Source organism: Pantoea rodasii (genome assembly GCF_002095465.1).
Classification (GTDB): domain Bacteria; phylum Pseudomonadota; class Gammaproteobacteria; order Enterobacterales; family Enterobacteriaceae; genus Pantoea; species Pantoea rodasii.
Window position 1 is genome coordinate 25,093 of sequence record NZ_MLFP01000010.1, and the last position, 12,455, is coordinate 37,547.

Consider the following 12,455-nt stretch of genomic DNA (forward strand, 5'->3'; position numbering starts at 1 on the left):
GCAGGCAATAATGGAAGAGAAGCAAGCTTTTGAAAACCGGGTGCTTGAGCGCCTGAACGCCGGTCGATCGGTGAGAAGCTTCCTGATCGCCGCCGTTGAGCTATTGGCTGAAGCGGTCAACCTGCTGGTGTTGCAGGTTTTCCGCAAAGACGATTATGCCGTGAAGTATGCGGTCGAACCGTTACTGCTTGGCGACGGTCCGCTGGGTGAACTGTCGGTGCGCCTGAAACTGATTTACGGCTTGGGCGTCATCAATCGTCATGAATATGAAGATTGTGAGTTGCTGCTGGCGCTGCGTGAGGAGTTGAATCACGACACCAGCGATTATCGCTTTACTGACGATGAAATCCTTGGCCCGTTTGGCGAACTTCACTGCGTAGTTGCCTGGCCGCCACAACCCGATTTCACCCGTGACGACGAGGCGTTGCGCAGTATGCTGCAACAACGCTATTTGCAGATGGTCCGTTCTACCATGGTGCTGTCGCTAACCGAGCTGATTTCACGTATCTCGCACAAGCAGGCGTTTAAGAAACCTGCCGTTTAACAGCGTACTGCATGCATATCCGCTCGCCCCGCTGCAAAATCGCCCCGTTTTGATGTATCCTTTGCCTGTTTTCCTTAACGAGTTTCCCCTGATGAAAGAACAAGAAAAAGCCGAGATCAAACAGCTCAGTGATCAACTGGACGCATTGAATCGCAAAGAACCCCAGCTGCTGGAATCTGGCGATGCCGAAAAACTCGGCGAGCTGCTGCGTGAAAAAGAGAAGCTGGTGCTGGAAATTGAACGCCTGCGTGGCGTGCGTGAAGACAAGCTCAGCAAAGAAGCGCAACAGCTGCAGAAGCTGGGTTTCAGTCGTGAAATCACCAAGAAAGAACAAGCCAACATGGGCGCATTTAAGAAAAGCGTGCGCGGCCTGGTGGTGGTGCATCCAATGACCGCGCTCGGACGTGAGATGGGGCTGAAGGTAATGACCGGCTACGCGAAACAGCCGTTCTGATAGCTGATTACGCGGCGTGTGACACGTCGCGTTCTACGCTTTCCACTGGTGCAGGTTCAATTCCTGCTGCCTGTAGCACCTGCGTATTGAGCGTATCCATCAGCGTATAGCGACGGCGATACTCTGCGCGCTTCTTACTGGCAATCTCTTCCAGCGCTTTCCTTTCCATATGCAGTGGCAACGTACACAGTCCATCGGCACGCGCCTCTCCGCCCAGTGACAGCCAGAACTCGCTGTAGCTGGCGAAGAATTTGTCACCTTTACTGTGGCGATAGCGCAGGCTGCGGAAAACATGCGTGGTATCTCCCACCGCAGTTATCGCTTGCACGCCACACTGTTGCGCCAGAATAAATACGGCCTCCATTAATAAACGTTTTGGGAATACGCCATGTGCGGCTTTGGTCGCATCACGGATCACGTCATTCGAAATGTGTTTACGCGGACCCTGTAAGCCGCCAATTAATAATGTGCGCTTGCCCTGCTCCTGAATAATTGAAAAAGAGAGCGAGGCAATATTCATGGTTTGATAATTGAGTGTCAGGGTTATTTCACCTTCGCGGTCAAAATGTCCTGGACAGCAATGAATGACAAAAGCTTCGTCATTTTTTCCCTGCATGGCGGCAATCTGCTGCGACGTCGGGCTTAATAACAGCTGGCGCAGTTTGACGTTATCCAACTGATCCATCGTGACATAATGGTCAAGCAATGCCTGAGCACGCTGCGCCACGCTGAAGCCCGCGCGCAGGTAGGGACGATGAGGTTTTGCCGGCAGCAAGCCCTGCATCTTCAACAGTTGTGGCAGAAACGGCAGTTTCGCTAACTCGTTGAGGTAATTAAACGTGGTAACAGGAAAGATTAAAGACCTTAAAGCAAATTTAAAGCGGAACATACTGCTGTTCCATAACTTATCAGGTCTGACTTTTCCGCTAATTAACGGCAAAAACAGGGATGCCGACGAATCTTTATTCGCCACAGGGGTAGTGATAGTAGACATGGTTATTTTAACTTTTATTTGATCAACTGCGGCTACTATATGCCCCAAATTATCAACGAAAAGTTAATAACGACCGCAACGGTATTGTCAGCAACGGTAATATCGAAGTGGTTTAAGAAGTGTTTAGAAATCGTAAAGAAAAAACCGGTGAAGCAGCTTCACCGGTTGTGTGCGTTGGCTATCGCCTGAACTTACTTAGCGGCAGCAAAACGTGCTGCTGCTTCGTCCCAGTTCACCACGTTCCAGAACGCTTTGATGTAATCAGGACGTTTGTTCTGATACTTCAGGTAGTAAGCGTGTTCCCACACATCCAGACCAATAATTGGCTCACCGGATGCGCCAGAAATCGCTTCGCCCATCAGTGGGCTATCTTGGTTTGCGGTTGAAACCACAGCCAGCTTGTCGCCCTTTTTCACCAGCCACGCCCAGCCTGAACCGAAACGGGTGGTCGCGGCTTTCTCGAACTCAGCCTGGAATGCTTCAACGCTGCCGAAATCTTTTTCGATAGCGGCTTTCAGTTCGCCTTGCAGGCTGGTGCCCAGTTTCAGGCCTTTCCAGAAGAAGCTGTGGTTAGCGTGGCCGCCTGCGTTGTTACGCAGTGGACCTTTTTTGTCTGCTGGCAGCTGATCCAGTTTAGCGATCAGTCTTCAACCGGCAGGTTAGCGAATTCGGTCCCTTCCAGTGCTGCGTTTGCGTTGTTAACGTAGGCCTGGTGGTGTTTAGAGTGATGGATTTCCATCGTCTGCTTGTCGAAGTGTGGTTCCAGTGCGTCATACGCGTAAGGCAGGGATGGCAGTGAATAACTCATGTTCTTCCTCTCCATTTAGTGTTTTGCAGCACCACCTCAGCAGGGTGCCGCGTAAGCAGTCGGATCATTATAGTTAAAATCATGATCGGTAAAAGGGTTATCAATGCCTTAGATTTGATAAGGATTTGATGAATCTGGGAAAAGCACCGCACGCAGAGTCACATCTCATGCACGCGGTGCCGCAGGATTACATCTTGTGCGTGCTGGCACGCAGCTTGAGCTGCACCGGCAATTCGTTGATCACGGGCGGCTCATCTCCCTTCAATGCGGAAAGTAAGCGCTTGCCCGCGATCCTGCCCATCTCTTCGTATGGCAGCACAACACTGGTGAGCGGCGGTGAGCATACCGCCGCCAGCGGACCACCGCCGATACTGGCGATCGCCAGCTGGCTGGGAATGGCAATGCCTGCGGCGTGGCAAGCCATGATCGCACCACAGGCCACTTCGTCACTGGTGCAAATCAGCACATCCAATTCCGGCCAGGTCAGACGGATCTCTGCCAGCAGGCTGTGTCCGGCGGCAAAGGTGGGCATTTTCGGCGAGGTCACCACGCGGTGCGGGGCCTGATTCAATGCCAGCATCCCGCTGTGCCAGCCATTCAGCAGCTGGCGAAAAATCGTGGTATTGGTTTGCGTGCACAGCAAACCGAGATGGCGATAGCCGCGTTCCACCAAACTCTGCACCAGCTGGCGAATCGCTTTGGCGTAATCCACGCCGATGCTAATACCCGCTGATTCCTGATGCACACCGCCGATATCCATCACCGGCAGGCCGGAATTACTCAGCAAACGATAGGCTTCAGCGGCATTGTCGAAGTTAAAATGCACCATCGCCGCCGGATTATACGAGAGCAACATCTCGATCAACTCGCTCTCTTCCGCCGCCGAGTGGTTGGCTTCCGCCAGCATCATGTTGTAACCCTGCGGGCGCAGGATCTCCTGCAGCGCTTCCGACACAATCGCACTACCCGGCGTCGCAAACGAAGGTACCACCATGGTGATCAACTTCGACGACGCGACGCCAGATTGCGCGCCTGGATGTTCGGCACGTAAGCCAGTTCCGTCACCGCCGCATCGATTTTGGCACGGATTTCAGGTGAGACTTTCTCCGGCATGCGCAACGCACGTGATGCCGTCATAGTACTCACGCCGACCAAACGGGCAACATCGGCCAGTGTGCTTTTGCCGGTACCGCGCCGTTTTTTCTCTGCCATGCCTTCTCCTAACTGACTCGCTACAAATGCCCGCACGCAGCTTAAAACCAAATGCGCCAACGTGCCACGTTAATAACCATAGATTCGGGCACGCTTCACCGGTTGAGGATTTTCAGAATCTCCGAGCATGTCAGGTGCTTGCAACGATGACAAACGGGCTGCACGAAAATGTTAGCGATAACACAGTTTTTAACAACATCCGTGTTAGCGCTAACTTTTGCGACAACCATCACAGAAAAGCGGTGAGAAAATCACCTAAAGTGCACTCCATCGACGAATAACCAGGAATTACTGATGCTCACTCAATGGCTGACACCGCAACATATCCGCATCGTAGAGCAGGTCAACGACTGGCAGGAAGCGGTACGTTTATCTGCAGAGCCGTTGCTGGCTGAAGGCGCGATTACGCCAGCCTATCTCGATGCCATCTTCACCTCGCATGCTGAACTTGGGCCTTATTACGTGCTGGCGCCGGGCCTGGCGATGCCACATGCCCGTCCGGAACAGGGGGCGCGTAAAAATGGCCTGTCATTGTTGCACGTGAAAAAAGGCGTGAGTTTTGAAGCGGATGAAAACGATCCGGTTTACGTCATCATCATGTTGTGTGCACTCTCCGGCGACGATCATATCCAGATGATCACTGCGCTGGCAGAGGTGTTCAGCGACGAATCCCGCCTGCAGCAATTGCTGTCGGCTGCTACCTTGCCAGCGATTGAAGCTGTCATTTCAAATTAATCACCAGAGAACCCTATTATGAAAAAAGTATTGATCGTGTGTGGAAATGGTTTAGGCAGCAGCTTTATTGTCGAAATGAACGTGAAGAAAATTGTGGCGGAATTAGGTAAAGAGGCAGAAGTCGGCCATACCGATTTAACCACGGCGAAATCTGAGCAGGCTGATTTAATTATTAGCGCCAAAGATATTGCCGATCAGTTATCCGGGCACAGCGCGCAGGTATTTGGTCTGACAAACTTATTAGACAACGCCAAAATTAAAGAAATCCTGGCGGAAAATCTGTAATAGCCCGATTTTACTCACATGGAGTAATTATGCTGCAATTTATCATCAAGGATGTTCTTGGAACACCCGCAATACTTGTCGGCCTTTTTTCCCTGATTGGTTTATTATTGCAAAAGAAACCGGTGTCGGATGTTATTTCCGGCACGCTGAAAACCATCATGGGCTTTGTGATTCTTATCGCTGGGGCCAACCTCATTGCGGCAACACTGACCATTTTCAGCCAGCTGTTTGAGCACTCGTTCAATATTCAGGGTGTAGTGCCAAATACCGATGCGATGGCGGCGCTGGCGCAGAAAAGTTACGGCACCGAAACCGCGATGATCATGGTGTTCGGTATGCTGGTCAACATTCTGCTGGCGCGTATCACCCCGCTGAAATACATCTTCCTGACCGGCCACCACACGCTGTATATGTCGGCAATGCTGGCGGTGATTTTGTCCGTGGGAGGCATACACGGCTTCTGGTTAGTGCTGATCGGTTCCCTGATTCTCGGCACCATGATGGTGGTGTGCCCGGCGATTCTGCAGCCGTTCACGCGCAAAATCACCAATTCGGACGATCTGGCGCTCGGTCACTTCGGCTCAACCGGTTATTTGCTGGCTGCGTTGGTGGGTAAAGCGGTGGGCAAAGGCAGTCCATCCACCGAAGAGCTGAAGGTCCCGAAAACCCTAAACTTCCTGCGTGACTCGTCGGTGGCGATCTCGCTGACCATGATGATTCTGTTTATCGCGCTGGTGTTGGTGGCGGGCAAAGAGTTCACCGAAAGTCAGGTGAGCGGCGGTCAGAACTTCATCGTGTTCGCCATTATTCAGTCCATCACCTTTGCGGCTGGCGTTTATATCATCCTCGCCGGTGTGCGTATGGTGATTGCCGAGATCGTACCGGCATTTAAAGGCATCGCAGATAAATTAGTCCCGAACGCTAAACCGGCGCTGGACTGCCCAACCGTGTTCCCGTTCGCGCCGAATGCAGTGATCATCGGCTTCCTGTGCAGCTTCTCTGCCGGTCTGATCAGCATGTTCCTGTGCCCGCTGTTTGGTCTGAGCGTCATTGTTCCTGGCCTGGTGCCCCACTTCTTCTGCGGTGCCACTGCTGGCGTATACGGCAACATCACCGGCGGACGTCGCGGCGCGGTAGTCGGCTCTTTTGTACAAGGGCTGCTGATCTCCTTCCTGCCGGCGATTCTGCTGCCGCTGATGGGCGACCTGGGCTTTGCCTCCACCACCTTCGGCGACGCAGACTTCGGTATTGTCGGCATCGTGCTCGGCCACATTATTTCGTTCTTCCATTGATGTCGTAGCCCCTAAATAATTTGAGGTGCAGGAAGGCGGCAAGAGAATGAATCCCATGGAGCTTACTCCGGTAAGTGACTGGGGTGAATGAGCGCAGCCAACGCACCTGCAGCTTTAAGAATGACGGGGATAAACAGCGCCTGCGGGCGCTGTATTATGTAATGAGGAAATAAACAATGAACGCTCAATTTTCACCGTCATTAATGTGTATGGATCTCACGCGTTTTCGTGAACAAATCGAAGCGATGAACAATACCGCGGCTTTTTATCATGTCGATATTATGGACGGCAGCTACGTTAAAAACATTACGCTATCGCCGTTCTTTATCGAGAATCTGCGTAAAATTACCGATGTGCCGATCGATGTGCATTTGATGGTTAACCATCCAGAAGATATTATTCCGATGTGCATCGAAGCGGGCGCGGATATTATTAGCTTCCACCCGGAGACAGCGAATAACAAAATATTCCGTTTGCTGACCCAAATCAAAGAAGCCGGCCGTCGCTGTGGCGTGGTATTAAACCCGGCAACGCCTGCCGAGAGCATTCGCGAATATGCGCATCTGCTGGATAAGGTTACGGTGATGTCGGTAGATCCTGGTTTTGCAGGGCAGAAATTTATTCCGGAAACACTGAACAAGATTCGCCAGCTGATTGCCATGCGCGAAGCGCACGGTTATCACTATCTGACAGAGATTGATGGCTCCTGCAATGCGCGCACCTTTAAGCAGATTGCTGCTTCTGGTGTGGATGTGTTTATCGTTGGCACATCAGGTTTGTTCAATCTGGATGATGACGTGGCGCAGGCGTGGCAGAAGATGGAAAGTATTTTTGCCGAGGAAACAGCCGCCGCGTAATCCTTAAATAGCGCGATAAATCGCACCGCTACAAGAGTATGAATAATGTGTAGCGGTGCAATTTATTGCGCATCTTTTAGCGACCCAGCTCGGTCAGTGACTTATCCAGCGCACCCACCAGCCAATCAATATCCGCTTCCTGGAACGCCAACGGCGGACGCAGTTTTAGTACGTTGCCATACGGTCCGGCCACTGACGTCAACACGCGGTGATCGCGTAGCTTCTCAGTGAGATCCAGCGCCAGCGCTTTATCCGGCGTTTTGCTGGTGCGGTCCTGCACCAGTTCGAAGCCAATAAACAGCCCCGCACCGCGCACATCACCAATGCTTTCATGGCGATCCATCAGCTTCTGCAACTCGGCGAGCAGTTTGGCACCGACCACGCGGCTGTGCTCCTGCAATCCTTCTTCTTTAATCACCGTCAACACCGCCTGCGCCGCCGCCATGGCAACTGGGTTACCGCCAAAGGTGTTGAAATAAGGGATATCGTCACTAAACGCCGCCAGCACATCACTCTTCGCCAGCAGGCCGGAGACCGGAATGCCGTTGCCCATTGGTTTGCCAGTGGTCACCACATCCGGCACCACGCCGTGACGGGCAAAGCCCCAGAAGGCGTCACCGGTACGACCAAAGCCCGGCTGCACTTCATCGGCGATGAAGATACCGCCGTTAGCGTGCACCACATCCACCGCTTTCTGCAGGAAGCCGCGTGGATTCGGCAGCACGCCATCGGAAGAGAAGATCGAATCCGCGAGGAAGCCAGCAAACTTGATGCCGTGCGCTTTCATGTCATCGATCTGTTTCTGGATTTCGTTGGCAAACCATTCGCCCAGATCCGGTGCGTTGACGCGATAAGCATCGGGAGGAGAAACCAGGCGCGTAGTGGCCGCGAGTGGCTGGCCGCTGCCCAATGCCGGAGAGACGCCAGACGTCAGATCGCTGGTGCCGTGATAGGCTTCCTGCGACACGATAATTCCGGTACCGCCGCTGAAGGCTCGCGCCACGCGGATCGCCAAATCGTTGGCCTCCGAACCGGTACACATATACATGGCACGGTCGATGGCATCTGGCGTGGTTGCCAGCAGCTCTTCGGTGTAATCGAGAATACGTTCGTGCAGATAACGCGTGTGGGTGTTCAGCATCTTCATCTGCTGATTCACCGCTTCAATCACCGCCGGATGGCAGTGACCAATGCTGGCCACGTTGTTGTACACATCAAGATATTTATTACCTGCGGCATCCCACAGATACTGCCCTTCACCGCGCACCAGATGCACCGGCTTACGATAAAACAGGCGATACGACTCGCCCAACACTTTGCTGCGCTTGTCTGTCAGCTGGCGGGTTGCCGCATCCAGACCGTCGGCGTGCTCAGCACGAAAACTGTTGGTGTCCATGATGGTGGAACGTGTAGCCATGGTAACTCCCGTTGCGAAGGTGAAAGGGGTGCATGATGTGTGACCGTTGTCACTATCATGCCTGCTTTAACAACAAATGCAACCAAATACCCAAATACAACCAAATACACATGACGCCGTGATGACACTCAGGTAAGCTTAGGCCCAGATTATTACGCTACAGGGAAAAGTCATGCTGCAGGAAACCCGCTTACATCGCATCCGAGCCCTGCTGACCACGCAGCATCAGGTCAGCACCGAGCGCATTATTAATGAGCTGGGTATTTCGCGGGAAACAGCGCGGCGGGACATTATTGAGCTGGAAGCGCAGGGCTTAGCGCGACGAGTGCATGGCGGTTTAGTGGCGGTGGACAGTCAACCGGAACCCCCGCTGCAAGTGCGGCGTAATGCTCAAGCCAAAGAGAAACGCGCGATTGCCGTGGCGGCAGCACAGCATTTGCAGCCGGGCCAGACGCTGTTTCTCGATGCCGGCACCACCACCACCATGCTGGCGGAGCAGCTGCGCAGCATGTCCGGCTTGACCATTATCACCAACAGCCTGCAGGCCGCGCTGGCACTCAGCGCCGCCGAAGAACATGAGACGCTGAATAATCAGGTGATTTTGCTTGGCGGGATGATGATGGCGGGCGCACAGCAGACGCGCGGAGAAATCACGGTCGGTGAGATTTACCGCTATCGCGCCGACGTCGCCCTGCTTTCACCAGTCGGCATTGATGCCAAAAACGGCGCCAGCAGTTTCCATCCGCACGAAGCGGCGATCGCCCGCGCCATGGTGCAGCAGGCTGCCCGTACCATTTTACTGGCGGATCACAGCAAGCTAGGGGTGATAAGCCGCACGGTTTACGCGCCGGTTGGGGAAGTGGATTTGCTGATTTGCGACAACGGACCCGCCAAAGCAGGCGCATTAGCCGCGCTCCAGCAGGCGTTACCGCAGGTGCAGGTAGTTTAACGGCTGAGAAAATAGCGATAGGCGAATTCGTTGAGTTCAGCACGATTGCCCATCGCATGCCAGATACGCAGTTGACGTAAGCGCTCTTTCTTACGCATGGGCAAGTTTAAACCGTAGGTTTCCAGCGTTATCGCGGCAGCGTGCTGATTTTCGGCCAAACGATCGGGCGCGACCGCGACTTCTCCATTGTCGAAATTACAGATGAAGTAGTCGTCAAAATCGTAGTCGGGCCGATCGGGTTTAATTAATGCGGCATGATACTTCTCACGCTTCTGACTTTGGCACATATCACAGCAGGGAAATAAGTTTTCCCAGTCAAATGCCGATTCAGGGAACTGGCTCTTGGGTTTGAAATGCTCCAGCGTCTCACGGCTTTCACTGCCAATAAATCCATCACAAAATGCACAATGATGCTGCGTCATCTCTAACAATGCCGTGCGCACCGCATGATAACAAGCCTCGGAAAACCAGCGAAATCGTGCCGCAGGATTTTGACTACGCGCAACGATATAACGCGCTGTCCAATCTTGTTGATGCTCTTCCAGACAGCAGGGCCAGGATCCGCGTTCTAATTTGAACATTCCATGTTCCTCTTATTTGCTTAAACGACGTGCGATCTGCCGCAACTCCATTTCAATAATCATTCTAACTCTTCACCGCGAGCGCGAAGCTTGTCCGCTAATGACATTAGCGCGGTATCATCTGCAGGGTTCTGCAAATAACCATTACGCGCGAGCTTAAATGACGCCAGTAATTTCTCGGTCTCAATGTCAAAGCGTTCGCCCACATCAAACACCTCTTCAAGAATAAGCTGAATGCTTTTTCCTGCCCCTGATTCGGTGGGCACGATCTCTTCAGGCACTGACGCATCACGAAGCATATGGCGCTGAGGATCCGGCAGCCGATACACCCAGGCATCTTCTAGTGAGCCGACAACAAATGGAGAATGGGTAGAGACAAACACTTGCGCATTCGGCAGAAGCTTTTGTATCGCAGGCAATATCCGGCGCTGCCATTTTGGATGAAGATGAATATCGACTTCATCGAGGAAGAGAATAATCGGTTGGGAGAAAATCTCTCGCTTCTGAGTAAACGGAATATCTTCCAGTCGTAAAGCCAGGTCTGATACCCAGTGAATAATGGATTTTAACCCTTCCGGTAGCGAATCAAACGTCATCTCGCAGCCATCCAACAGGAATGCCACTGCTAAAGGATGACGCTGCAGTTTAAACTCGATGGAAACTTCGCAAATTTCGAAGATGAAGTCAGCTATCTTGCGTAACGCGAATTGATAATATTTTTCTTCTTCAGCGGCGTTATCCAGCTTCGAAAGGGCAGCCTTGGTGATGTTATTGGCAATCCATTGTGCCAATAAAGATGCCCGACACGTGTTTTCAAAAGACAATGCCTTATCAAACGGTGAATCGTTAATATCAACGATAGCATTGACTCTGAACTGCCCGTGAAGACTTCGACTGCCGGAATAGGCAAAGGCAGCATAGGGAAATTGGACTTGATTGATTCTGGCGAATTTATCGTAATGGCGGGAATAGCGTTCAGTTAAATTAATATACTTTTCATCACCATAATATCTCAACCCGCACGCGCCTGCGATTAACGCGTATTCACCTTCTTGTTCACGCAGCTCTCGCAGAGTGTAAATTCCGTTGCCTGACGCAAAGTTAAAACCCACGCAACTCGTGTCGCTCACGAATCTATTTTTTATCAATGGTTCAGCGGTGTGAGAGTCAAAAAATTGCCGCTAACGCATATAACACCGTGCTTTTGCCACATCCGTTGGGGCCGGTAAAAATATGGATCTCAGCTTTACCGGCATCACGCAGCGCGCTTTCAGCAGGTGGAAAATCAAAGTGGGTATTTTCAAAAACACCGATGCCTTTCAGGGTCAGGCTTTCAATACGATGAGGCTGTCGCATTGCATCACATCCTTGTGGTGAATTCTGTTTCGTTAAACCAGGCGCTGCGGATGACTGTACACCGTGGCGCGTCCCGGCTTACTAAACCCTATCAGCGTTAAATTACAACGCTCGGCGACCTCAACTGCGAGCTGGGTCGCAGCGGATACCGCAAATAAAATCTCCACGCCGCACATCGCGGACTTTTGCACCATCTCATAGCTGGCACGGCTGGAGACCAGCACCGCGCCCTGCTGCCACGACTGCTGGCTGCGATGCCCCAGCAGTTTATCCAGTGCCACATGACGGCCCACATCTTCGCAGCCACCGAGTAACTCACCGTGCGGTGACATCCATGCCGCCGCGTGCGTGCATCCGGTGAGATTGCCGATGGGTTGGTAATTACGCAGTTGCGCCAGGCCGATATCAAGGTTCGCCAGATCGAAGGTTTGGGTAAAGGGCAGCGGCTGCAGCGGTTTACCAATCTGGTCGAGTTGTTCCACGCCGCATACGCCACAGCCAGTTCTGCCCGCCATGGCACGGCGCTGCTCTTTAAGCGCCATAAAGCGGCGGCTGGAGAGTTCGATCTGCACTTCAATGCCGTTGCAGCCGGGCACCACATCCATGCCGAAGATCTCATCGGGCTTATCAATGATGCCTTCTGAGAGCGAGAAACCGAGCGCAAAAGCCTCGAGATCGTTGGGCGTGGCCATCATCACCACATGGGAAATGCCGTTATACACCAGCGCGATCGGCACCTCTTGTGCCAGCCAGTCGGTTTCCGCCGTGCTGATATCACGCCGCTGGCGCACCTGCGCCTGCACTGCGCCTGAGATCTCACTCACACTCTGATGACTTTCCTGTGCTTTAACTTTCACTTTGCTCGCCTCGGACAACAACCACATTAAAGCAGTGGTATTATTTCGCTGCTATTCTCACACTATTAGTTGGGTCATTGTGAACCTCGGCCCAACGCATCGCAAAACTAAAAA

General features: G+C 52.6%; 13 protein-coding genes and 2 pseudogenes. 7 read left to right on the forward strand and 8 right to left on the reverse strand.

Going from position 1 to position 12,455, the window contains the following annotated elements; all coding sequences use genetic code 11:
* Positions 1-10 precede the first annotated feature (10 nt).
* A complete protein-coding gene (locus HA45_RS14010; RefSeq protein ID WP_100701530.1) occupies positions 11-544 on the forward strand; it encodes an MltR family transcriptional regulator in 534 nt (177 codons plus the stop codon).
* Between the two features lie 91 nt (positions 545-635).
* Positions 636-998: a YibL family ribosome-associated protein gene (locus HA45_RS14015; protein ID WP_100701531.1), complete on the forward strand. Its 363-nt coding sequence runs from the start codon at positions 636-638 to the stop codon at positions 996-998.
* A gap of 7 nt (positions 999-1,005) precedes the next feature.
* Here the strand turns inward: HA45_RS14015 and HA45_RS14020 are convergent, their stop codons facing one another.
* From HA45_RS14020 to HA45_RS14030, 3 genes and pseudogenes are all read right to left on the reverse strand, one after another.
* Entirely contained in the window at positions 1,006-1,992 is a 987-nt protein-coding gene (locus HA45_RS14020; protein ID WP_100701532.1) for a VirK/YbjX family protein, read from the reverse strand.
* 191 nt (positions 1,993-2,183) lie between these two features.
* A pseudogene (gene sodA / locus HA45_RS14025) lies at positions 2,184-2,800 on the reverse strand (superoxide dismutase [Mn]).
* Positions 2,801-2,987: 187 nt separating this feature from the next.
* Positions 2,988-4,012 (reverse strand): annotated as a pseudogene (locus HA45_RS14030) (LacI family DNA-binding transcriptional regulator).
* Between the two features lie 294 nt (positions 4,013-4,306).
* Between HA45_RS14030 and HA45_RS14035 the strand changes: the two are divergent.
* The 4 genes from HA45_RS14035 to alsE all read left to right on the forward strand — a co-directional run bounded on the left by HA45_RS14035 (position 4,307) and on the right by alsE (position 7,181).
* Positions 4,307-4,747: a PTS sugar transporter subunit IIA gene (locus HA45_RS14035; RefSeq protein ID WP_100701534.1), complete on the forward strand. Its 441-nt coding sequence runs from the start codon at positions 4,307-4,309 to the stop codon at positions 4,745-4,747.
* 18 nt (positions 4,748-4,765) lie between these two features.
* Positions 4,766-5,032 carry a PTS sugar transporter subunit IIB gene (locus HA45_RS14040; RefSeq protein WP_034827725.1) on the forward strand — a complete coding sequence of 89 codons (267 nt, stop codon included), beginning with the start codon at positions 4,766-4,768 and terminating at the stop codon, positions 5,030-5,032.
* Positions 5,033-5,061: 29 nt separating this feature from the next.
* The gene (gene ulaA / locus HA45_RS14045; protein ID WP_100701535.1) at positions 5,062-6,324 is read left to right on the forward strand and encodes a PTS ascorbate transporter subunit IIC; all 1,263 of its coding nucleotides are present in this window, start codon (positions 5,062-5,064) and stop codon (positions 6,322-6,324) included.
* Positions 6,325-6,500: 176 nt separating this feature from the next.
* Entirely contained in the window at positions 6,501-7,181 is a 681-nt protein-coding gene (gene alsE / locus HA45_RS14050; protein WP_100701536.1) for a D-allulose 6-phosphate 3-epimerase, read from the forward strand.
* A gap of 76 nt (positions 7,182-7,257) precedes the next feature.
* Here alsE and HA45_RS14055 read toward each other — a convergent pair whose 3' ends face one another.
* Positions 7,258-8,598: an aspartate aminotransferase family protein gene (locus tag HA45_RS14055; RefSeq protein ID WP_128598961.1), complete on the reverse strand. Its 1,341-nt coding sequence runs from the start codon at positions 8,596-8,598 to the stop codon at positions 7,258-7,260.
* A 172-nt stretch (positions 8,599-8,770) separates the two neighbouring features.
* On the opposite strand from HA45_RS14055, the gene HA45_RS14060 reads away from it, so the two are divergent.
* Positions 8,771-9,547 carry a DeoR/GlpR family DNA-binding transcription regulator gene (locus HA45_RS14060; RefSeq protein WP_100701538.1) on the forward strand — a complete coding sequence of 259 codons (777 nt, stop codon included), beginning with the start codon at positions 8,771-8,773 and terminating at the stop codon, positions 9,545-9,547.
* On the opposite strand, the gene HA45_RS14065 is transcribed toward HA45_RS14060, so the two are convergent.
* From HA45_RS14065 to fdhD, 4 genes are read right to left on the reverse strand one after another with little or no spacing between them, the layout of a single operon-like run.
* Entirely contained in the window at positions 9,544-10,128 is a 585-nt protein-coding gene (locus HA45_RS14065) for an HNH endonuclease family protein (RefSeq protein WP_100701539.1), read from the reverse strand. The two genes, HA45_RS14060 and HA45_RS14065, sit on opposite strands and share 4 nt — an antisense overlap.
* A 59-nt stretch (positions 10,129-10,187) precedes the next feature.
* Entirely contained in the window at positions 10,188-11,240 is a 1,053-nt protein-coding gene (locus tag HA45_RS14070; protein ID WP_158087320.1) for an AAA family ATPase, read from the reverse strand.
* 55 nt (positions 11,241-11,295) lie between these two features.
* Complete coding sequence (locus tag HA45_RS14075) at positions 11,296-11,484, reverse strand: AAA family ATPase (protein WP_128598963.1); 189 nt, start codon at positions 11,482-11,484, stop codon at positions 11,296-11,298.
* A gap of 32 nt (positions 11,485-11,516) precedes the next feature.
* Complete coding sequence (gene fdhD / locus HA45_RS14080) at positions 11,517-12,368, reverse strand: formate dehydrogenase accessory sulfurtransferase FdhD (protein WP_100701541.1); 852 nt, start codon at positions 12,366-12,368, stop codon at positions 11,517-11,519.
* Positions 12,369-12,455 lie beyond the last annotated feature (87 nt).